23 protein-coding genes and 1 pseudogene are annotated in these 22,484 nt (G+C 39.6%); 20 read left to right on the top strand and 4 right to left on the bottom strand.

The features are described from left to right. The first annotated feature begins 134 nt into the window (after positions 1-134). The 15 genes and pseudogenes from HUK45_RS01675 (at position 135) to yjeM (ending at position 13,588) form a co-directional block, all read left to right on the top strand. Positions 135-665 carry a YqeG family HAD IIIA-type phosphatase gene (locus tag HUK45_RS01675; protein WP_191910799.1) on the top strand — a complete coding sequence of 177 codons (531 nt, stop codon included), beginning with the start codon at positions 135-137 and terminating at the stop codon, positions 663-665. Continuing rightward, the gene (gene yqeH / locus HUK45_RS01670; protein WP_191910798.1) at positions 658-1,785 is read left to right on the top strand and encodes a ribosome biogenesis GTPase YqeH; all 1,128 of its coding nucleotides are present in this window, start codon (positions 658-660) and stop codon (positions 1,783-1,785) included. The genes HUK45_RS01675 and yqeH overlap by 8 nt, the downstream gene beginning before the upstream one ends. A gap of 13 nt (positions 1,786-1,798) precedes the next feature. After that, on the top strand, positions 1,799-2,110 hold the full coding sequence (gene yhbY, locus HUK45_RS01665; protein ID WP_191910797.1) for a ribosome assembly RNA-binding protein YhbY: 312 nt from the start codon (positions 1,799-1,801) through the stop codon (positions 2,108-2,110). Positions 2,111-2,125: 15 nt separating this feature from the next. Then, positions 2,126-2,776 carry a nicotinate-nucleotide adenylyltransferase gene (locus HUK45_RS01660; RefSeq protein ID WP_191910796.1) on the top strand — a complete coding sequence of 217 codons (651 nt, stop codon included), beginning with the start codon at positions 2,126-2,128 and terminating at the stop codon, positions 2,774-2,776. Further along, entirely contained in the window at positions 2,769-3,386 is a 618-nt protein-coding gene (yqeK, locus tag HUK45_RS01655) for a bis(5'-nucleosyl)-tetraphosphatase (symmetrical) YqeK (protein ID WP_191910795.1), read from the top strand. Before HUK45_RS01660 ends, yqeK begins: the two co-directional genes overlap by 8 nt. Next, positions 3,387-3,743 carry a ribosome silencing factor gene (rsfS, locus tag HUK45_RS01650; RefSeq protein WP_102169158.1) on the top strand — a complete coding sequence of 119 codons (357 nt, stop codon included), beginning with the start codon at positions 3,387-3,389 and terminating at the stop codon, positions 3,741-3,743. After that, positions 3,743-4,486: a class I SAM-dependent DNA methyltransferase gene (locus tag HUK45_RS01645; RefSeq protein WP_191910794.1), complete on the top strand. Its 744-nt coding sequence runs from the start codon at positions 3,743-3,745 to the stop codon at positions 4,484-4,486. Before rsfS ends, HUK45_RS01645 begins: the two co-directional genes overlap by 1 nt. 8 nt (positions 4,487-4,494) lie before the next feature. After that, a complete protein-coding gene (locus HUK45_RS01640; RefSeq protein WP_191910852.1) occupies positions 4,495-5,637 on the top strand; it encodes a nucleotidyltransferase in 1,143 nt (380 codons plus the stop codon). 77 nt (positions 5,638-5,714) lie between these two features. After that, entirely contained in the window at positions 5,715-6,281 is a 567-nt protein-coding gene (locus HUK45_RS01635; RefSeq protein WP_191910793.1) for a YceD family protein, read from the top strand. A 52-nt stretch (positions 6,282-6,333) separates the two neighbouring features. Then, entirely contained in the window at positions 6,334-6,513 is a 180-nt protein-coding gene (gene rpmF, locus HUK45_RS01630; RefSeq protein WP_003717284.1) for a 50S ribosomal protein L32, read from the top strand. A gap of 189 nt (positions 6,514-6,702) precedes the next feature. Beyond that, positions 6,703-7,389 carry a response regulator transcription factor gene (locus tag HUK45_RS01625; protein ID WP_191910792.1) on the top strand — a complete coding sequence of 229 codons (687 nt, stop codon included), beginning with the start codon at positions 6,703-6,705 and terminating at the stop codon, positions 7,387-7,389. Positions 7,390-7,398: 9 nt separating this feature from the next. Then, positions 7,399-8,877 (top strand): HAMP domain-containing sensor histidine kinase, encoded by a 1,479-nt coding sequence (locus HUK45_RS01620; RefSeq protein WP_191910791.1) that lies wholly within the window; start codon positions 7,399-7,401, stop codon positions 8,875-8,877. Positions 8,878-9,394: 517 nt separating this feature from the next. Beyond that, positions 9,395-10,015, top strand: a complete 621-nt coding sequence (locus tag HUK45_RS01615; protein WP_191910790.1) for a MarR family winged helix-turn-helix transcriptional regulator — start codon at positions 9,395-9,397, stop codon at positions 10,013-10,015. Positions 10,016-10,047: 32 nt separating this feature from the next. Further along, positions 10,048-11,808 (top strand): annotated as a pseudogene (locus tag HUK45_RS01610) (ABC transporter ATP-binding protein). A gap of 289 nt (positions 11,809-12,097) precedes the next feature. Further along, entirely contained in the window at positions 12,098-13,588 is a 1,491-nt protein-coding gene (gene yjeM / locus HUK45_RS01605; protein WP_191910789.1) for a glutamate/gamma-aminobutyrate family transporter YjeM, read from the top strand. Positions 13,589-13,641: 53 nt separating this feature from the next. Here the strand turns inward: yjeM and HUK45_RS01600 are convergent, their stop codons facing one another. The 4 genes from HUK45_RS01600 to HUK45_RS01585 form a co-directional block, all read right to left on the bottom strand. Continuing rightward, entirely contained in the window at positions 13,642-14,898 is a 1,257-nt protein-coding gene (locus HUK45_RS01600; RefSeq protein ID WP_235971928.1) for an MATE family efflux transporter, read from the bottom strand. A gap of 203 nt (positions 14,899-15,101) precedes the next feature. Continuing rightward, entirely contained in the window at positions 15,102-15,512 is a 411-nt protein-coding gene (locus tag HUK45_RS01595; RefSeq protein ID WP_191910787.1) for a peptide deformylase, read from the bottom strand. A 54-nt stretch (positions 15,513-15,566) separates the two neighbouring features. Next, entirely contained in the window at positions 15,567-16,535 is a 969-nt protein-coding gene (gene yidC, locus HUK45_RS01590) for a membrane protein insertase YidC (RefSeq protein WP_191910786.1), read from the bottom strand. A 97-nt stretch (positions 16,536-16,632) separates the two neighbouring features. Continuing rightward, positions 16,633-16,908, bottom strand: coding sequence for an acylphosphatase (locus tag HUK45_RS01585; protein ID WP_191910785.1), 276 nt, complete (start codon positions 16,906-16,908; stop codon positions 16,633-16,635). Positions 16,909-17,014: 106 nt separating this feature from the next. On the opposite strand from HUK45_RS01585, the gene HUK45_RS01580 reads away from it, so the two are divergent. The 5 genes from HUK45_RS01580 to pheT all read left to right on the top strand — a co-directional run bounded on the left by HUK45_RS01580 (position 17,015) and on the right by pheT (position 22,482). Continuing rightward, on the top strand, positions 17,015-17,791 hold the full coding sequence (locus HUK45_RS01580; RefSeq protein ID WP_191910784.1) for a TrmH family RNA methyltransferase: 777 nt from the start codon (positions 17,015-17,017) through the stop codon (positions 17,789-17,791). Between the two features lie 67 nt (positions 17,792-17,858). Continuing rightward, on the top strand, positions 17,859-18,365 hold the full coding sequence (locus HUK45_RS01575) for an HD domain-containing protein (protein ID WP_102169460.1): 507 nt from the start codon (positions 17,859-17,861) through the stop codon (positions 18,363-18,365). A gap of 22 nt (positions 18,366-18,387) precedes the next feature. Beyond that, entirely contained in the window at positions 18,388-18,726 is a 339-nt protein-coding gene (locus tag HUK45_RS01570; protein WP_191910783.1) for a winged helix-turn-helix transcriptional regulator, read from the top strand. A gap of 286 nt (positions 18,727-19,012) precedes the next feature. Continuing rightward, positions 19,013-20,059, top strand: a complete 1,047-nt coding sequence (locus HUK45_RS01565) for a phenylalanine--tRNA ligase subunit alpha (RefSeq protein WP_191910782.1) — start codon at positions 19,013-19,015, stop codon at positions 20,057-20,059. A 5-nt stretch (positions 20,060-20,064) separates the two neighbouring features. Further along, complete coding sequence (pheT, locus tag HUK45_RS01560) at positions 20,065-22,482, top strand: phenylalanine--tRNA ligase subunit beta (protein WP_191910781.1); 2,418 nt, start codon at positions 20,065-20,067, stop codon at positions 22,480-22,482. Positions 22,483-22,484 lie beyond the last annotated feature (2 nt).

Genomic DNA, 22,484 nt, shown 5'->3' with positions numbered 1-22,484 from the left:
GCAACGGTCATTGGTGAGTAGCCAGTGGATCGTTGCTTTTTTATTTTCCCAGGTTAATTAGGTCGTTAAGAGTAGCGGTTGGAAGAAACAATCGTTATAATTAGAATAATAGTAATTATTTGAGAGGTATGACTTTGTTAGAAGAGTTTAAACCAACATGGATGGTAGAGAGTATTTATTCAGTTTCTCCTGAACAATTAAAGGCTCGTGGCATTCGTGCTGTTTTTAGTGATTTAGACAATACTTTGATCGCTTGGAATAATCCGGAGGGGACACCGGAATTACACCAATGGATGGCAGAGCTAAGGGAAGCGGGGATCCCGTTAATTGTTATTTCAAATAATAATAAGAAGCGAGTTGCCAAAGCTGTTGCTAATTTAAAACTACCATTCATGTCGCGTTCCTTAAAACCGTTAAGTTTTGGGATTACCCGAGCTCGTAAAAAGCTAGGTTTAGCTAAGAATGAGGTAGTGATGGTTGGCGATCAGTTAATGACAGATATGCTGGCTGCTCATCAAGCTGGAGTTCGTAGTATTTTGGTTAAGCCAATCGTCCAAACTGATAAGTGGACTACCAGAATGAATCGGTTGATAGAAAAGTATGTCTGGCGTGAATTGCGTCGGCATTACCCGAATTTAAAATGGCAGGAGGATTTGAATGACTGAGGAAAAACAAAATCGTGATGATTTAAGATGTATTGGTTGCGGAGCAAAGATTCAAACAACTGATCCCAAAGAACCTGGCTATACTCCTCAATCAGCGCTTGAAAAGGGATTGAAGAACAATGAACTATATTGCCAACGGTGCTTTAGGCTTCGGCATTATAATGAAATTGCCCCAGTTTCTTTGAGTGATGATGATTTTCTTCGTCTTCTTAGTCAAATTCGGAATGATAATGCGCTAATTGTTTATGTTGTTGATATTTTTGATTTTAACGGTAGTATAATTCCGGGATTGCATCGTTTTGTTGGTTCAAATCCAGTTTTACTTGTCGGTAATAAAGAAGACTTGTTACCCCGTTCATTAAGACGTTCGAAGCTCCGTGATTGGTTACGTCAGCAAGCTAATTTAGCAGGCTTGCGGCCAATCGATACAGTTCTTGTATCTGCCAAAAAGAACCATCAAATTGATTACTTGTTAGAAGTGATTGATAAGTACCGTCAAGAACGGGATGTCTATTTTGTTGGGGTAACTAACGTTGGTAAATCGACGCTGGTTAATCAAATAATTAAACAGCAAACAGGAATTAAGGAACTAATCACAACGTCTAAATTCCCGGGAACAACCTTAGATAAAATTGAAATTCCGCTTGATGATGGTCATCGGTTAATTGATACCCCAGGAATTATTCACCAGCATCAAATGGCTCATGTCTTATCAGCTAAAGATTTAAAGTATGTTTCACCACAAAAGGAAATTAAACCACGGACTTACCAATTGGATCCGGAACAGACAATTTTTATTGGTGGAGTAGCTCGCTTTGACTACTTAACAGGTCATCATGCGGGGATAATTGCTTACTTTGATAATAACCTTCTCCTTCATCGAACAAAGTTAGCTAATGCTGATCACTTTTATGAAAAACACCTTGGCGAATTATTAACACCACCAACGAAGGACGAATTAAAAGGATTTCCGCCATTAGAGCGTCAGGAGTTTCACTTATCTGAGAAGAGTGATATTGTTTTTGAAGGCTTGGGCTGGATCACCGTTCCGGCAGGGACCAGTGTTGCTGCCTGGGTTCCAAAAGGTGTTTCAAGTTTAGTACGGCGAGCAATGATTTAAAAAGAGGTACAGAATGGAATTAAGAGGAAAGCAAAAACGTTTCTTAAGGGCACAGGCTAACCATCTTCAACCAATTTTTGCGGTTGGTAAGGAGGGATTAACCCAAAACTGGGTTAATCAATTAGATGGGGCATTGGATCGTCGAGAATTAATCAAGGTTAATATTCTCCAAAATTCTGATGTGACGCCTAAAGAGGTTCAACACTTTATTGAAAGTCAAACGACAATTCAGGTTGTCCAAATAATCGGTCGGGTACTAGTTCTTTTTAAGGTATCTGCAAACAAGGATGCTCGGGAACTATCATCACGGGTAAAGAAGATCTAATTGGGGTGAGGCTTTTTGCAACAGTGTGGAGTTTTAACAAGTACAAAACCAATTACTAAGTCGCAACCTCAACTTGCTCCTAATCAGCAACGTCAACGGATTGGCTTATATGGTGGAACATTTAATCCAGTTCATAATGCTCATTTACTGGTGGCAGATCAGGTTCAATCTTTATTGTGTTTAAACCGAGTTGATTTTATGCCGGATTTTATTCCTCCACATATTGACCATAAAAGCGCCATTGACGCTCAAAAACGGGTTGAGATGTTAAAGTTAGCAATTAGTGATAATAGTCGTTTTGGAATTGAAATGGCAGAGTTAAACCGTGGGGGGGTTAGTTATACCTATGACACAATGAAACAATTGTTGGAACAAAACCCGCTAACGGAATATTACTTTATCATTGGTGGTGATATGGTGGACTACTTGCCAAAGTGGCACCGAATTAATGACTTAGTAAAGTTGCCTCGTTTTCATTTTGTGGGCGTTCGTCGTCAGGGCGCAAAGAATGAAACTCACTATCCGGTGATCTGGGTTGATGTCCCGCTAGTTGCTTTTAGTTCAACTGATATTCGTCATCGAATCTCAACGGGACAGTCGATTAGGTATATGGTTCCAGAAAAGGTTGCACAATATATAAAGGAGCACCGACTTTATCATGAGTGAAGAGCAAATTAAGTATCAAAAGCACTATATTCCATTAACTCGGGACGAATTAGTAGAACGCCTGCACTTAGCATTGCGTCCTAAACGATTTAATCATGTACTTCGAGTTGAGAAAACAGCAGTTAAATTGGCGAAGACTAATGGAATTGATCCAGAAAAGGCAAGTATTGCTGGCCTTTGTCATGATTATGCAAAACAACGTCCAGATGATGTTTTTATCCAAGTAATTAAGGATAAAAAAATGTCACCAGAATTGTTAAACTACGGGAATGCCATTTGGCACGGTGTTGTTGGTGCTGAGTTGTTGAAAGATGAACTCGGTATTTGGGATGAAGATATCTTAAATGCGGTTCGCCATCATACAACTGGCGCTGCAATAATGAGTAAGCTAGAACAAGTTATTTATATGGCAGACTATATTGAACCAGCACGGGATTTTGATGGAGTCCAAACAGCACGAAAAATTACTGCTGATGATCTTGGTGCTGGAGTCGCTTATCAGACAAAACACACTCTTCAATATTTGATTGCAAATAATAAACCCGTTTATCCAAAGACAATTGAAACCTATAATGCTTGGGTACCAAAATATGAAAGGAAGATAAACTAGATGGATAGTAAACAATTATTAGAAATGGCAGTTAAAGCTGGTGATGGTCGTCGGGCTGAGGATATCGTTGCTTTGAAAGTCGACCAAATTAGTCCAATGGCAGATTACTTTGTGATTATGACTGGTGGTTCTGACCGGCAAGTACAAGCAATTGCCAACGCGATTATCGAAAAAGCTCATGAAGAAAAAGTTAATATTGGAAGCGTCGAAGGAAAGAATCATGCCCAATGGGTACTAATTGATCTTGGCGACGTTGTTGTTCACGTTTTCCGTGAAGAAACGCGGGCTTTTTATAACCTTGAGAAGTTATGGTCAGATGCGCCAATGGTTAATATTAGTGAATGGGTTAATGATTAATGATTTACCAGAGCTTTGCCCAACTATACGACCAATTATTTGACCAGAAGCTGTATAGGCGTTGGCTTGATTTTACCTTGAATTGCGGACAAACCGTTGCGGGGAATAAAGTCTTAGATCTTGCAGGAGGTGCTGGTCGTCTTGCTGTAATGTTAGCTCAACGTCACTATGATGTTACGGTTGCTGATTTTTCTTCTGAGATGTTAAGTCTTGCAAATCAACATGCTGATGAGGCCGGAGTTAATTTAAAAATTATTGAGGCCGATATGCGGAACCTTACTAATTTGCCTCAATATAATTTAGTGACCTGCTATGCTGATTCGCTAAACTACCTAGATGACATGGTGGCCGTGCAGATGACTTTTCGTCAAGTTTATGAGCATTTGACTACTGATGGGATCTTTTTATTTGATATGATAAGCCCCTACAAGACAGATGTTGTCTATCCTGGTTACATGTATAATTATGAAGATGAGGCTCACCGGCACGCGTTTATGTGGCGAAGCTTTATGGATGATGAGGTTAAGCATGGGGTAATCCATGAGTTAGCCTTTTTCAACCGGTTAAGCAATGGTGAGTATCAGCGGGTTGGGGAAACCCATTTTGAACGAGCCTATCAGTTGGTAGAATTGCAAACAGCGTTAGACCAGGTTGGCTTTGAACGGATTGAAGTCTCCAGCAACTTTGGGCAAAATAAGGTAACTGATAAAGATGAGCGGTGGTTCTTTAAATGTCAGAAATAGGAACTAGGATGCATGCAGTTGGGTTAGTTACCGAATATAACCCGTTTCATAATGGGCACATTTATCATATTGAGCAGGCAAAAAAGATTACGAATGCTGATGTAGTAATTGCGGTAATGAGTGGTAATTTTACGCAACGTGGAGAACCGACAATCCTTGATAAATGGCAGCGAACACGAGCAGCACTGGCAAATGGGGTTGATCTAGTAATAGAATTACCTGTTTTTATGGCTGTTCAGCCTTCTCATCGTTTTGCAGCGGGAGCATTACAATTACTAAACGATTTGCAGGTAACTGATGTGGTTTTTGGGGCAGAACACCCATCTTGGGACTTTTCGAAGTTTGTAATGGCAGAAAAGCACTTTAACGAGAAATCCTTTGAGCAATTTAATGCAACCTATGCAACGCAATTTAACCAACAATTAAATGAATTAACTGGACATCAGTTAACAGATCCAAATGATATTTTAGCTTTCGCGTACTATAAAGCGATCATTGACAATCAGTATCCAATTGCCCTTCACCCAATTAATCGCTTGGGAAGTCAGTATCATGATCAAACGGTTACTGGCACAATCGCTAGTGCAAGCGCAATTCGCAGGGCGGTTGAGCTTCATGAGACAATTGCTCAGATAGCACCTGCAGAAACTGTAATTGCATTAGCCAAACTAACGCAATTACCAAAGTGGGAGCAACTGTACCCGTTATTAAGAAATTTTCTAATTCAAACACCAGTGAAAAGTCTTCACCAGATTTACCAAATGGCTGAAGGACTAGAGTATCGTTATCGTGATGCAGCAGAACGAGAATTAACGTTTCCAGGTTTTATTCGTCGCGTAAAAACAAAACGATATACTTATTCACGCTTACTTCGGGTATGTTTGTATGCTGTGATGGGAATTACAGATTCTCAAATAGCGCTGGCCAGTGATCATCCATACTTGCATGTTTTGGGGTTCACAGAACGAGGACAAGATTATTTACATCAGATTAAAAAAAGGGTTGAATATCCCTTGTTAACCAAGATTGGTCAGGATGAACATGATGGTTTAGTTAATTTAGACTATCGAGCAGGAAAGTTATATCAAATGTTTACAGACGTAGAACAGGACGTTAAACATGCACCAATTATTGTTCGTAAAGGGAATTAAAAGTGTCAAGGATAAAACATTGACAAGCAAATTTGTGACTAGTATAATTGTGCTTGTTGCATTAGGAGGTTAATACGATGAAATGGTCAATAGCAGAGTTACATCGTTATTCAGATGAACCGCTACACATTCAGACAACCCTCGATTTAAACCAGATCTTAACAACATCATTTCCGGACACCATCTTGGCTGTTCAACCAGTTAAGGTTGATGGATATGTTAGTTATGATCAGGGGGATGTTACCATTAGTACTCATGTACAGACAACGGTAACTGTACCTTCTAGTCGATCATTAACACCCGTAGCGTTACCGCTCGATTTTTCGTTTACTGAGACTTATGTTGATGATCCTGCACACCTCTCTCGTTATGAAGATGACGAGGATAGTGATGCAATTGTCTTTGTCTTAAAACACGGTGAAAAAATTGATTTTGATGAAGCCATGGCCGAAAATATTGTTGAGCAAATCCCGCTGCGAGTTCTTTCTGATGATGAACGCGATGGTAAGTCATTACCAAACGGGAAAGGCTGGGAAGTTATCACTGAAGATGACTATAAAGCTAATCAGCAGAATGCTAAAAAAGTTGATCCACGTCTCGCTAAGTTGAAAAAACTATTTCCTGATCAGGATGAAAAAAAGTAGCGGACGGTTAACAACCATTTGTGGATAATTAATTTCTTAGGAGGTGTCAAACATGGCTGTTCCAGCACGGAAGACTTCAAAGACTAAGAAGCGTATGCGTCGGGGTCACATCAAGTTGAGTGTACCTGGTCTTGCACCTTGCCCAAACTGTGGTGAACTTCGCAAGTCACACATGGTATGTCCAAATTGTGGCTACTACGATGGCAAGCAAGTTGTTGATACTAACAACTAACATCAATACAAAAAGATCCTTTTCTAGGCGCCGGACCTGAAAGGGTCTTTTTATTTTTAAATTTAATTTATTATGTGGAGATTACTTCAAACATCACCATATTAAGGCTGGGGTTTATTAGAAAATTGTGATAAAATTATTGTGTTTTATTAATGTGCGAAATAAGAATTAATTGTGTAGGTGAAAGCAATGAGTCGAATTTTAATTATTGAGGATGAAGAAAATTTAGCAAAGTTTGTTGAGATGGAGCTTAAGCACGAGGGATATGAGACCGATGTTGAATTAGACGGTCGTGCAGGACTGCAAGCGGCTCTTAACCAGGACTTTGATCTAATTTTACTTGATCTAATGTTGCCAGAACTAAACGGAATTGAGGTCGCTCGGCGGGTTCGTGAATTAAAAAATACACCAATCATTATCATGACCGCCCGAGACTCTGTGATCGATCGGGTATCTGGCTTTGACCATGGTGCAGATGATTATATTGTAAAGCCATTTGCAATTGAAGAACTTTTGGCCCGTGTTCGTGCTTTACTACGGCGAATTAACATTGAAGATAGTAGTAACAAGGAACACCAGACGACGGTTCAATATAAGAATTTAACAATTGAAAAAGAGAATCGGATTGTTCGTCGTGGTGATGAAGTAATCAACCTTACTAAGCGGGAATATGAACTTCTTTTAATCTTAATGGAAAACATTAACGTTGTAATGTCACGGAAAGAACTATTAAGTAAAGTTTGGGGCTACGATTCTAAGGTTGAAACTAACGTGGTTGATGTTTATATTCGTTACTTACGGAATAAGATCGACCGACCTGGTGAAAAGAGCTACATTCAAACAGTTCGGGGTACAGGATACGTTATTCGTTCCTAGGATTGACTGATGGAAAAATCACAAAAGCAAAAGAAATTTTTCTCGTTAAAATTAAAATGGGCGCTAGGAACTTCTATTGGTTCTTTCTTGATCTTCTGCATGGTAGCGATGTCGCTGTTTAGTGCTTTTACACAGAACCTCTTAAGTTCTGAGCGTGAGTTGCTTAATTCAGGAATGAACGTAATCAGTCAGCAGCTTGGACGCAGTAATACCATCTTGAGCAAGACGGGGATTAATAATATCATTATTCCTGAGCATGAACGGGATGATTTTATCAATGGTCAGCGTTATCGACGGCCAATCATTCAAGAATTAAGTGATTCGCACCTGATTGTTAACATCTATACTCCTAACAAGCAGAATATTTTTAGTACTGGAAAACCGCTAAGTCATTCCCAATTCTCACAAAGCAAGCGGATTAGTGAGGTTCCTGGTCCCGAACATAATGTTCTCGCTGGAACACAGGCAATTTACTCTAATAGGAATCACCAGTTAATTGGTTATTTAAAAGTAGAAAATAGTCTAAATGCCTACTATAAAAGTTATAATCAGTTCAAATTAGTTTGCTTCTTTGCGATGTTACTGGTAATCTTAACAAGCGGGTTATTAGGCTACTTCTTATCATACTTTCTTCTTCAACCATTAGGTGATATTCACGATACGGTAAAAGAAATTAGTAAAGACCCGACAAAGAATATTCGAGTTCCTGTAACGGGGAGAAACGATGAGTTAGCTGAATTAACTGCAATGTTTAATGAAATGTTGGACCGGATGCAACGGTACATTGACCAGCAGTCACAATTTGCTGGTGATGTAAGCCATGAATTACGGACACCAGTGGCAATTATTCAGGGACATCTGGAAATGCTTCAGCGTTGGGGGAAGGATGATCCTCAAGTATTAGCGGAGTCACTAAATGCTTCTCTTGCTGAAACCAAAAGAATGAAAAATCTTGTTCAAGAGATGCTCGATTTGAGTCGTGCGGAACAAGTCGAAATTAACTTCCGTAACCAACAAACGGTTGTTAATGATGTGGTTCATCAAGTATTTAATAATTTTAAAATGCTCTACCCGGAATTTACTTTTACTCTGGATGATGATCTTCATTCACCGGTTATTAGTAACATCTACCGTGATCATCTGGAACAGGTACTGGTAATTTTATGTGATAATGCAATTAAATACTCACAGGAGCGGAAAGAGATTCATATTTCACTTTCTCGCGGGATGAACACTGTTGAAATTGGTGTTCAGGACTTCGGTGAAGGAATTGCCCCTGAAGATGTTAAGAAGGTCTTTGACCGCTTTTACCGGGTTGACAAGGCGCGTAGTCGGAAAAAAGGCGGTAATGGGTTAGGACTTTCCATTGCTAAACGATTAGTTGAAGGCTATCATGGTTCGATTACTCTTGAAAGCTCATTAGGTGGGGGCTCAATTTTTCGGATAATTTTACCGATCGTTGAAGAAGATAACTTAGATACTAAATAAGTTAATTGTGACTTTATTTTACTCTTGGTGATGGGGAGTTAGTTTTTGATAAATACGAATAAGGATTCTGGTTCATTGTCAATCATTATTGGTTGATAATGAACCATTTTTTATTAATCGAAACACCTCAAGCACCAACAGATGGGAAATCATTTATTAGTACTGAATATCGGAGAACCAGAATTCCAAAGCACGGGAATTCCCGTACTTTGGGCGCTTATTTTATCCTGGCCTAGTTGACTTGTGTTTAATGAGGTAATTAAAAAATAATTTGGTACCAAAATATATTGACAAAATAATTGCTAGTAATATATTATATACATCGGTACCGAAGAATATAATATATTAAGTAGGAGAAATAATATGATTATCCATCAACTGATTGGCTTAATAGTAATGACGGGAATCTTAATCCTTATTTTATCTAGTAACTCGTTATTAACTGCTGACGTAAAGAAAAAATAGTGGTTTAAACTAGCAAGAATTTGAGATTTGAGAAGGAAAGGAAGAGTTAATAATGACTGAAATTAGTAATATGGAATTAATTAAAAAAATGTTGAAGAGCTTAGTGATCCTTAGGGAGAATTCATTTGCAAATGTTCATCAGCCATTCCAAGGTTCAATGCCTGGTTTTGGTTTAGGAAGAGATGGTCAAGAATTTCCGGGTAGGGGAATCGGGCCTAACGGAATGTTTAACGATCATCAATTTTCACCAAGAGCTAGGCGAACAATGTCAGGCGATTGGGCGATGAATGGCGCCTTTTCAATGATGAACGGTCGGCAACCAGAATTTTCAGGGCGTCAAGGATTAGTTCGGGAAAATCTCCTGACGATTATTGCTGATGCTCCTGAAGGAATTCGCGCAAAGCAAATTGCTGCTCAAGCTGGTATTAATCAATCATCTGTTTCGGAATCGCTTGGGAAGTTAGAAGATGATGGTTATATTAGGCGGACAACCGATCCTACTGATAAACGAGCTACCCTAATCTTTTTAACTGATCTAGGAAAGGCACGTGCAAGTGAAGTCGAGGATCAACAAAAGGAAATGTTTGGTCATTTATTCGATAGCCTAACAGCAAATGAAAAAGCAGAATTAGCACGGTTGCTAGACAAGATTATTGCTGGCAATAAAAAATAGCTAGTCAAAATAATAAGTGGAGATGAGAGAATATGAACGAACGACATGGTGGACTTCGAGTAGAGAAGGGGCATGGCCGCTTTAATTTTCGAAGTTTCTTTAAATTAATTAACCAGGTTCACCCTAAATATTGGCAGTTCATTTTGGGAATTATAATTGGACTGGTTGCTACTGGGATCAATTTGTGGGTTCCAAAGATGGCCCAAAAGCTAATCAATAGTTACAATGGTCACTTAGATAAAGAATTAGTCATAATCACAATTGGCTTGTTCATTGCCGGAACAATTATTAGTGCCTTTTCTGGTTTAATTCTTGGTGTATTTGGTGAGAATGTTGTGGCTAACCTCCGGCGTGAGTTATGGGAAAAATTATTAAAACTACCTGTTCGCTACTTTGACCGGACTAAAACCGGTGAAATTGCTTCGCGTTTATCTAACGATACTTCTCAAGTGAAGAACCTCTTAGCAAATACCGTTCCCAATACGTTGACATCTTTACTGCAGTTCGTCGGTGCGTTAGTGATCATGATTGCAATGGACTGGAAAATGACGGCGATTATTTTTATCACGGTCCCAATTGTTTTTGTCGCTGTAATGCTGGTAATGAAGATTGCTGGACGGATTGGCTGGAAGCGGCAAGATGAATTGGCAAATTTAGCCGGAGACTCAACTAATATTCTTAGTGAAATTCGCTTAGTAAAATCTTCAAATTCGGAGAAAAAAGAATTTGTTACCGGAAAACAACGAATTAATAACCTATAAATATTGGTGTAAATTAACTCGTTAACGGCCCCATTAACAAATATGATGATGGTACTCTTCATCGGTGTTTTAAGCTATGATGCGGTCCGTGTAATGAACCATTCATTATCAATGGGGACGCTAATTTCCTTCTTAATGTATCTTTTCCAAATGATGGGTCCCGTTATGATGGTTAGTCAATTATTTAACGAGTTGGCCAAGACTAGTGGTTCAACTGAACGGATCCAAGAAATGCTCAATGAAGATGAAGAAAAGGCTAAAGCAGAAAAAGAGATTACGGTAATTGATCAGCCATTAAAGCTAGAGCATGTTGACTTTGCGTACGAAGAAGGAAAGCAAATTTTACATGATATTAATGTGGTTGCTAAACCAAATACAGTGGTTGCTTTTGCTGGCCCGTCTGGTGGTGGAAAGACGACGATCTTCTCGCTGATTGAACGTTTCTACCAGTCAACTGCTTTAACAATTAAAATCGGTAATGAAAACATTGATAATATCAGTCTTAGTTACTGGCGAAAACAAATTGGCTTAGTTGGTCAAAATTCAGCGGTAATGCCAGGGACGATTCGCGAAAACCTGATCTATGGTTTGGACCGTGAAGTGAATGATGATGAACTATGGCGGGTATTGGAAATGGCGTATGCGGATAAGTTCGTTCGGGAATTAGACAACCAACTTGATACTGAAATTGGTGAACGTGGTGTTAAAATTTCTGGTGGTCAACGACAACGAATCGCAATTGCTCGGGCATTCTTACGTAACCCAAAGATCTTAATGCTTGATGAAGCAACCGCTAGTCTTGATTCTGAATCAGAATCAATGGGTCAAAAAGTATTAGCAACCTTGATGAAGGGACGAACCACCTTAATAATTGCTCATCGTTTAAGTACCATTGTCGATGCTGATCAAATTTACTTTATTGATCATGGAACCGTTTCAGGATCCGGTACTCATAAGGAATTAATTAAGAGCACACCGCTTTATGCTGAGTATGTTCATAATCAATTCAAGGCAAGCAATGGAGAAAATTAATCAGAATCTTGGATAAGGGATGGGTGCGTGTAGTTAGCCTTTAGAAAGTAAAAACAGGCTTCCAGAGTTCGGCTTTGCCGAGCACTGGAGGCCTTGTTTGTATACTGCACCGTTCGTACTTTATCTAAGTAATAGGACTTAGGACCCAACTCCACCTTTTTTGTCTTCATAATTACATCTAAAACCGCAACGAATTGTGATCGTTTGTACAAATTTTGTTGATTTAGGCTTATAATGTAAGCGGATAACTTAATATTGTTAAGGAATTGGAATAAGGAGTTGAAGATCCGTGGCGACGGAAAAGAAAAAGTTAATTACGACACCGACGCTGGTCTTGATGATCATTTCGACCATTTATGGGTTCGGAAATGTTTCTATTGCCTATGCTCAGATGTCATATGCAGGAATGTTTTGGTATATTGTCGGAGGAATCTGTTTCTTCTTCCCGTGTTGTTTAATGATGGCCGAATATGGTTCAGCATTTAACGAAGCGAAAGGGGGAATTTACTCCTGGTTAGCGGGTTCAATTGGCGAAAAGCTTGCATTCATTGGAACGTTCATCTGGCTTGCAAGTTGGGTCCTATGGATTGTTTCAAGTGCTTCACGACTTTGGATTACATTATCAGCGTTACTTTTTGGGCGAGACACTACTCAAAGTTGGCATATTGGTTCTTTAGATTCGACACAGTTGATTGGGCTTTTGGCAATTATTTTTGTGATCGTTGTTACCTGGTTAAGTTCGCGGGGAATTAATGGTATTACAAAGATTAGTTCCTTTGGTGGTGCTTTCATGATCATAATGAACTTTATCTTTATTTTTGCCAGCTTAATTACGATTATTGCAAATCATGGGGTTCCGGCACAGCCAATTGACGGAATTAAGACATTCTTTGTATCGCCTAATCCATCATTTCAAACGCCAATTGCAATTATTTCGTTTGTTGTTTATGCGATCTTTGCATATGCAGGAATGGAAAATCTTGGTGGGGTTACCGATAGTATGAAAAATCCTTCAAGAACTTTTCCTAAAGGATTAACAATTGGGGCTATCTTGACCATTGGTAGTTACGTATTAATGATTGTAATGACTGGATTTAGTGTAAATTATAACCAAGTAATTGCTAAATCAAGTGTTAATCTGGGAAATGTAACATATGTTGTTTTCCACCGTTTAGGTTACATGATGGGTGTTTCTCTAGGGTTAAGTCATGGAGTAAATCTTTTCCTGGGTGATTTATTTACTCGCTTGATTGCCCTTGCCGGTTTAATGGGGATGCTTGGTGCGATGTTTATCCTTGTGTATACGCCAATTAAGTCTTTTATTATGGGATCAAACCCTGATTTATGGCCAGCACGAGTTACCAAGTTGAATCAACATGGAATGCCCGCTTTTGCAATGTGGATTCAAGCAATTATTGTTTCGGTAATTATCTTTCTAGTAGCTTTTGGTGGCTCTGCAGCAGCTAGTTTTTACCAGATCCTAACTGATATGGGGAATGTTTCCACTTGTGCGCCATATATTTTCTTGGTTGGCGCATTTCCAGCATTTCAGCGGAAAGATATTCCACGTGAATTTGTGGCATTTAAGAACCGCTTTTGGACTAAGGTTTTGGTATGGTTTGTCGAAATTATCGTTTGTTTGGGGATCATCTTTACTTGTATCCAACCAATTTTGGATCATGATTATCAAACGGCCTTTTGGACAGCCATCGGACCGGTCTTCTTCGGAATCGTTGCGTGGATACTCTATGATTATGCATCTAAACATGCACGAGCATAACTAAAATGAGGTTTAAAGCTTTATTATTGTGGAGCTTTAAACCTCATTTAATTTTAAATATCTTTGTATTGAATAATCCGTTGATGAATTAAGACGATTCCAATTCCCGTGACAATTAGTTCAGTTAACGGAACCGCTGCCCAGACTCCCTTAAGGCCAAAGAAAAACGGCAGGATAAATATTAATGGCAGGAGAATCAGGTAACCGCGGAGAAGTGATAGAGCGAATGAAGCACGAGCCGAATTGGTTGCTGTTAAGAACAAAATGAAGAGGTAATTTAAGGCGCTGAAGAAGGCACTCGTGAAGTAAATCGGTAGTCCTACAGCGGCATAATGAACGAGCTGAAGTGAGTTTTGAGTATTAAAAAGCCCGATGATTGGGTACTTAAATGTAGTTAAGATAATAAATTCAGTAAAGGCTAACACAAGTGTAATGACAATTCCGACTCTTAATGCGTGCGAGACATTGTTAAAATGATGTTCACCATATTCGCGACTAGCAACTGGTTGAACACCAAGGGCGACCCCATTAGCAATTGCTAGAACCACGATTGCGATGTTTGAAATTACACCATAGGCGGCAACGGCATAATTATTTGCTAGCATTAAAAGAACATGGTTAAAGAAGAAAACGCTAACGCCGGTGCTTAATTCATTTAATGCGGCTGCTGAACCTAGTCGTGCTGATTCAATAAGTGGCTTAAAAGAGGGACGAACAAGGTGAAAGTGCAGCCGGCGATTTTTAAATTTCCGGTGAAATGATAAAACTACTAGACTAATTGCGGGTGAAAAGATTACTGCTAAAGCGGCTCCTTCCATTTTTAAACCGAGACCAAAGATGAAGAACCAGTCAATGATAATTACTGATGATGTTTCGCTAACAGTCGCCAACATGGTTAAGGTTGGGTTGCCGTCATTACGAATAAAGTTGATGCTGACATAATTGCACATTACAAATGGGCCACACCATGCCACTATTCGTACATAGGTAATGGCGAGCTCCCTTGTGGCATTATTGGCGCCGAGAAAGTCAACAATGCCGACTGAAAAAACGTCAATTAGAATTGCAAGTGTTATTCCCAGAATTGCTGCGGAGATCATTAGTGAGCTATACAAAGATTCAATTCGCTCAGGATGAAGAATTTTATTGAGCGAAAAAATTGTTGCACCACCAACACCGAGTAATAACCCAAGGGCGTTAAAGAGATTAAAGATGGGCAGAGCAAGGTTAAGAGCAGTTAATCCTAATGCGCCCGCAGCAATTGAAATGAAGAGGGTATCAATCAAAACATAAATTGATGTTCCAAGCATGGCAATAATGTTTCGACTAACATAATGAAAAACTTCTTTAGTGATTGGCAAAATAAAACCTCCAGATTAGCTTCCCATCCTCCAGAAATTGGACGCCTGTTTGGAAAGTAAAATAATTTATAAACAAAACCCGGCGATTTTGTGGCTCTTATTTCATTAACTTTATCTTAGCAAATCGAGTGTAGCGGTAAAAGAGGTGGGCCTTAGATCAGGATCCCATTAAGGTGATCAATCTCGTGTTGGACGACCTCTGCAGCTATATCTGAGAGTTGTAAGGTTTGTAAACGCCAATCTTGATCACGGAAGGTAACCTTAATTTGACGATAGCGCGTAACGGCTCTTTTTCCGGGAAGTGAGAGGCAGCCTTCAGTGGTTTGATATGGCTCTTGTTTTTGGGTTATTTGAGGATTGTACATTATCATATTAACTGGCCCAAGGCTTGCAATAATAATTGCCTTATTGATGCCAATCATATTTGCTGCCATCCCAATGCATTCTGCTTGGTGTGCATTTAAGGTGTCTTTGAGATCGATACCGACATTAAGGTCTTGCCTTGTTGCGGGAGTGGCACGTTGTTGTAAAAGTATTTGATCGTGGTTAATTGGTTTAATCATTATCTTGTCTCCTAAAATAAAAGGGCTATAGTGATTGCCATAGTCCTTATTTTTTTAATTATTATTTTTATGATGATGTTGCTTACCAGCATTTCGTTGACGATTGCTTAGCTTCGGTGTAGCTGAAGAAGCCGGTGCAGCGGATTTCTTTAATTGATCAATTGTTGCAGAAACGTTGTTAGTTGCGTTCGCTGCTGAATCACTTGTTGTTAAAGTATCAGGAACTTTAATTGGGTTTTTCTTGTTTTCCTCTGCAATTTGTCTACGAATTCGTGGACGGTATGCATTGATCATTAAGGTTTGAAGGATTGCAAATAATCCACCAATAAAGAAGTAAAGACCTAGTCCAGCCGATGAAGTTAACGAGATGAAGAAGGTCATAAATGGGCTCATCCAGATTGCCATCTTCATTTGCTTCTTTTGTTCTTCAGGGACGCCAACTAATCCAAGGTAGCTTTGTGCTGCATATGCAATAAAGGAAAGGATTGCAAAAAGAATGCTTGGCTTTCCGAGCGCGATCCCCATAAAGGTCGCATGATAAAGGTCGGGGGAATAACGGATTGCAGCATAGAGGGCAGCAAAGACTGGAAACTGGATTAGTAGTGGTAAACAGCCAATTCCTCCAGTCAGACTAACATTATTTTCCCGATAGACAGCCATCATTTGTGCACCAATAGCAGCTTGCTCTTCTGGAGTTTTGGCTTCCCGTTGCTTCTTTTGAAGATCTTTAAGTAGTGGCTGAATCTTAGCCATTTTTTCTTGCATGATGGTTGATTTCTTCATCTGTGAGAACATTACTGGTAGCAGGATTGTCCGAACCACAACAACAATTACAATAATTGCCCAACCATAATTATTACCTAAGTGACTAGCGAGCCATTCCATTAAATGTTGCATTGGCTTTGCAAGATACGTATATGTCAGTCCATATGGCTTTCCCGACTTTGTTGTTCGTACACAACCAGTCAGAAATAACAGGGTAACGGTTAATAGTCCCGCAACCGAAAGTCGTTTTCGTTTCATCAATATTCTCCCTTAGTGTATTTAAGTATAGTGTTAAATAGTATAAAACAGTACATATATTAACATTAAATCCACTAGCAATTCTACTGATTTAACGCTATTTAATCATAAAAAGCCGATAATGATGGAGTGGCAGTTCATCAATTTGCAGGTTGGTAACACGGGCAAATGGGGTTGGTCCAGCTTTAATTAAGTGAATAAATTTTTCCAAGTTTGGGTGATTACCTTCAGCGATAATTTTGACAGTCCCATTCGATAAGTTCTGAACAGTTCCCGTAATGGTGAGGCGGTTAGCGATTTGTAATGTTCCGTAACGAAAACCAACCCCTTGAACCTGACCGTGAACAATTATTTTTAAACAGTGAAGTTCCATTTAGGTTACACCTTCTCTTAATAAAATCATAAAATCATAGAAATTATTAACATCATTGTACGCTATAACCATGGTATAATTAATCAAAAGAGGAGTCGATAATTAAATGGAAAAACTTACGTCGATTCATAATCAACACGTAAAAAATTGGAAAAAACTTCAAACAAAGAAATACCGTCGACAAACAGGGACATATTTGCTTGACGGTTGGCACTTGGTGAATGAGGCGGTTCAGTCTGGCGCTCAAGTCTTACAATTAATCGGAACGAGTGAACAGCTTGCCGCTCATCCAGAGTTAACTTCACTTACTGATGAAGTATATGAAGTTACTGAAGAAGTAATGCAACATATTACTGATACGGTTACCCCACAAGGAATTGCGGCAGTAGCTCCGTTGCCAGACGCACACAAAATTCCAGACATGGAAAACCTTCGTGGTGGCTGGCTATTTCTTGATCGGGTCCAAGATCCAGGTAATGTTGGCACAATGGTACGGACTGCCGATGCTGCTGGATTTGCGGGCGTAGTGGTTAGCCATCGCTCGGCAGATATTTTTAGCCCGAAAGTGATTCGGTCAATGCAAGGATCTCAATTTCATTTGAATTTGTACGAAGGAGATCTAGCAAAATGGATTGAAGATTTTAAGATGGTTAATGCGCCAGTTTACGGGACTCAGCTTAATCCGCAAGCAAAAAGTTTTCGTGATGTTGAACCAGGAAAAACCTTTGCTTTAATTATGGGAAATGAAGGTCAAGGGATGAGCGAACAGCTTCTTAGTCAAACGACAGCTAACCTTTACATCCCAATGCGGGGACAGGCAGAGTCGCTGAATGTTGCTGTTTCTGCTGGAATTCTAATGTTTCAGTTAAATAAAAATTTATAATGCTTAATGATTTATTTGTTAAGATAGATCTTGTAAAATATCTTTAAGAATTGAAAAGGGGGATTATATGAAGTCAATTAATGAATGGCGAACCGATTCGGAGTATGTTTCTATTGTTAGTGATTTATTAGCTCAGCCAGCTGTTCAGAAGTTAGCTCAGTACACACAACACCATCACTCGAACCGTCTCCAACATTCGATTGCGGTTTCATTCGATAGTTATAGGATTGCCAAACGAATGCATCTTGATTATCGGAGTGTTGCTCGCGCTGGCTTACTACATGATCTCTTTTATTATGATTGGCGAACTACCAAATTTGACTTGGGGACACATGCGTTTATTCATCCACGGGTAGCATTGCGGAATGCTGAAAAATTAACAAAGTTGAATGCTAAGGAGAAAGATATTATCCTTAAGCATATGTTTGGCGCAACATTGGCGTTACCAAAGTATCGTGAAAGTTGGATTGTTTCACTTGTAGATGACTTTGAGGCTGAGCATGAATTCTTTAGTCCGCTTCGGGCTAAGTTAGCACGAAAGATCCGTAAGCGTCGTATGAAGTCTGTATGGTAGTTTGTGGAAGGGAGTTGTTACTATGCAACAATTAGCTGAGAAGTCGGCTAATGCTGGTGGCTGTAAACTTTGCCCGAAATTCACCCATACCTTTTCGATCCTTGGCAAAAAATGGAATGGCTTAATTATCGAAGCCCTTCTGGTTAAGGATACAATGCGTTTTAAGGATCTTTCAGCAAGTATTAATGGATGTAGTGATCGGGTTTTATGTGAACGCCTTAAGGAATTGGAGGACGAACACATTGTTGTCCGGAATACCTATAAGGGTGAGAATCGGATTGATTACTCATTAACGGAACGGGGACAAGAACTTCGGGAAGTTATGAGTACGGTTCATCGGTGGAGTGACAAGTGGAATTAATTTTTCCTTGACCTGCTAAGGGCGCTTAGCTACAATAGTCTGTGATATTAAAAGTGTCGATGGAAACTAGTACCTTGATTATTATTGTTAGAGAGCTGTTATAATTCTGCAATTAACGGTCAGTAATACCTAGGGAATTTCATTTCCGGAGCCGATATGTAATGATATTCCGGTTGATCGCCGTTATCGATTTTGAGTGTGCATTTTTTTGCAAACTAGGGTGGTACCGCGAAGCCTCGTCCCTAATCGGACGGGGCTTTTTTTGTTTACTAAAAGGAGTGAAATTATGGGATTAAAAGAACGACTTGCTGAACTTCGTGAAGAGGGATTGCAAGAAATCAGGGAATCTGAAGACCTGAAAAAAATTAACCAAGTTCGGGTAAAAATGCTCGGAAAGAAGGGGCCAATTACCAATGTTCTTCGTGGAATGCGTGATTTAAGCGCTGAAGAACGGCCAAAGGTTGGGCAATTTGCAAATAAGGTTCGTGATGAACTTACCGCTGCAATTGAAAGTAAAAAGGCAGAACTAGAACAAGCTGCAATGAATGCGGAATTAGAGGCAGAAACTGTTGACGTTACTTTACCCGGAACACCAGTAGCTCAGGGTGAACCACACGTTATCCAACAAATTATTGATCAAGTGGTTGACCTATTTGTTTCGATGGGATACGAGGTTGCTGTTGGTGACGAGGTCGAACAAGAAGTTTATAATTTTGAAAAATTAAACTTGCCAAAGGATCACCCAGCACGAGATATGCAGGATACTTTCTATGTTACACCGTCTGTCTTAATGCGGACCCAAACCTCCCCAATGCAGGCGCGGATGTTGGAGAAACATGACTTTAGCCAGGGACCATTAAAAATGATTTCACCAGGAAAAGTTTATCGGCGGGACACGGATGACGCTACCCATAGTCACCAATTTAACCAAATTGAAGGAATGGTTGTTGGTGAACACATTACAATGGCTGATTTAAAAGGAACATTGAAGGTTGTTGCCCAATCACTTTTTGGTGATAAATTAGATGTTCGCCTGCGACCAAGCTACTTTCCATTTACTGAACCATCAGTAGAAGCTGACATTACATGCTTTAATTGTAAGGGAAAGGGATGCTCTATTTGTAAGCATACTGGCTGGATTGAAGTTCTTGGTGCCGGGATGGTTCATCCAAACGTTTTACGGATGTCTGGTGTTGATCCAGAGAAGTTTGGTGGCTTTGCCTTTGGATTGGGCCCTGACCGATTTACAATGTTAAAGTATGGGGTTACCGACATTCGGAACTTCTACCAAAATGATGTTCGTTTCTTAACTCAATTTGATCGGAAAGGATAACGGCAATGAAAGTTTCATACGATTGGTTAAATGAATATTTAGACCTTGACGTTGAGCCACGCGATCTTGCCGAAAAGATTGCGCGGACGTCTGTTGATATTAATGATGTTTATTCATTAAGTGATGGCTTGAAAAATTTAGTGGTGGGGGAAGTTGAGACCTGTGAACCTCACCCCAATTCGGATCATTTGCATGTATGTTCCGTAAATGTTGGCGAAGAAGAGCCGCTCCAAATTGTTTGTGGAGCACCTAATGTTGCGGCCGGACAAAAAGTAATTGTTGCCTTAAACGGTGCCCGCATTGCGAATAACCAAAAAATAAAGCGTGGTAAGATTCGGGGAATTGAATCAAATGGGATGCTTTGTGCCTTACAAGAGATTGGTTTTAGTGATCGAATTGCTCCCAAAGCTTATGAAGCCGGGATTTACATTTTACCTGATGATGCTAAACCAGGAGAATCGGTATTCAGCTACCTGGGGATGGATGATACGATTATTGATACCGATGTTACTCCTAACCGTGGAGATATGTTGAGTATCTATGGTAATGTTAATGACATTGCTGCATTTTATAATTTAAAGCCGCATTTCAAGGAAGTTGCAGTTGAAGAAAATGATGACCAAGCAACTGCTGACCTCATTAATGCTGAAATTAGTGATAACAAGATTGCACCAACATATAAGCTACGAGTAATTAAGGGTATTAAGATTCAAGATAGTCCACTATGGCTCCAAATTCGCCTATGGAATTCTGGTATTCGGCCAATTAATAATGTTGTGGATGTTACTAACTATGTTCTGCTCAAATATGGTCAACCCCTACACAGTTATGATTATGATAAGTTGCCAAATCATGATATTAGTGTCCGTCATGCTCGAGCAGATGAAAAATTCGTTACTCTTGACGATGAAGAACAGACATTAAACGAAAATGATATTGTTGTCGTCAGTGGTGATCAACCGATTGCGCTTGCTGGAACAATGGGTGGTCAAGCTACTGCTGTATCAGGAAATACTACTACCGTGGCACTTGAAGCAGCAATCTTTGATTCAGTAATGGTCCGGAAACAGGCTCGTCGTCTTGATCTTCACAGTGAATCCTCAATGCGTTTTGAGCGGGGAATTAATACAGCAACTGTTGAAACTGCTCTTAATGAAGCAGCCCAATTAATTGCTGAATTAGCTGGCGGAACTGTTACTAAGGGAATTGTTACTGGCAGTGAAAAGCCAGCAGAGGATAAGAATATTGAGCTATCATTAGCAAAGATTAATCACGTTTTGGGAACTGACCTAAAGATGGAGGATGTTACCGGTGTTTTTGATCGGTTAGCTTTTGCTAATAAGTTAACTAGTAATGACACGGTTCTGGTTACGGTTCCTGCCCGTCGTTGGGACATCAGCTTGCCAGCCGACCTTTATGAAGAAGTTGCCCGGATCTATGGCTATGATAATTTACCTGAAAGCTTACCGGTAATGACTCGTAATCATGGTGGATTATCTCCGCGGCAACGATTTATTCGCGCTACCCGCCATGATTTTGAAGGAATGGGGCTGAACCAAGCTATCAGTTATTCATTGACTACTGTTGACAAAGCCAAGCAATTCCAAATTGATCCGGTAGCTGAACCAATGAAAATTGACTTCCCAATGAGTTCTGATCACGTAGCAACCCGGATGAGCATTATTAGTGGTTTATTAATTGATATTGCTTATAATGTTGCCCGTAACGTTAACAATGTTGCCCTTTATGAAGAAGGTCGAGTATTTATTCCGCGTGGTGGAGAACGTCCAGAAGAACAAGAACATGTTGCAGGAGCAATTACTGGTCAATTATTGAATAATAGCTGGCATGTTGCTGATCAGCCTGTTGATTTCTTCCAAGTAAAGGGAATGTTGGAACGGTATCTTCATAACATGGGGATCGCAGGAAAGATTGAATACGTTGCTGATCATTCTCGAGAAGAGATGCACCCTGGACGAACAGCTAATATCTTAATTGATGGTGAACTAGTTGGTTTTGTTGGTCAGGTTCATCCGCAAACGGCAAAAGAATATAAGGTTCCTGAAACCTACGTCTTTGAATTAAACCTTGAACAGTTAATGAAGTCCAAGAAGATTGAAAATGAATATACGCCAATTAGCAAGTTCCCAACAATCACGCGTGATATTGCCTTATTAGTTGATACCAAAGTTACAAACGAAGAGATTGTTGATTTAATTAAGCAATACGGTAGTGCCTTCTTGAAAGATGTTCACTTGTTTGACGTTTATAGTGGTGCCCACCTTTCTTCTGGAAAGAAGTCATTGGCATACACGTTAACTTACCAGGATACCAATGCAACCTTGAAAGAGGACCAGGTAAATCAGGCATTCGCTAAGGTAACAAAACACCTTCAGGAACAATTAAATGCTGAGATTCGTTAATA

The organism is Limosilactobacillus urinaemulieris (genome assembly GCF_014838745.1).
Taxonomy (GTDB): Bacteria; Bacillota; Bacilli; order Lactobacillales; family Lactobacillaceae; genus Limosilactobacillus; species Limosilactobacillus urinaemulieris.
Note: the sequence above shows the minus strand (reverse complement) of the source record. Positions and strands in the feature narration are given on the sequence as shown.